The 257-nt window shown below is 65.0% G+C and carries 1 protein-coding gene; it reads left to right on the top strand.

The window, feature by feature from the left end:
* Positions 1–257, top strand: a 257-nt coding sequence (locus EOD29_RS33065; RefSeq protein ID WP_164764013.1) for a transglutaminase family protein, incomplete at both ends; no start/stop codon positions are given.

A 257-nucleotide genomic window follows, 5' to 3' on the forward strand; every position in this document is an offset into this window, starting at 1 on the left:
CTCGATTGGTCGCCGGGCCAACCGACGATCGATATGGTCGTCGGTTTGAACGCCCGCCTGCAGCGGCAGATCGGCTATGTCATCCGCATGGAAGCCGGTGTGCAGACGCCGGAAGAGACGCTGGAAAACGCCAAAGGCTCCTGCCGCGACACCAGCTGGCTGCTCGTCCAGATCCTGCGCCATCTCGGCCTTGCCGCGCGCTTCGTCTCCGGCTACCTCATTCAGCTGACGCCTGACCTGAAGGCGCTCGACGGCCC

The organism is Mesorhizobium sp. M1A.T.Ca.IN.004.03.1.1 (assembly GCF_003997555.1).
GTDB lineage: Bacteria > Pseudomonadota > Alphaproteobacteria > Rhizobiales > Rhizobiaceae > Mesorhizobium.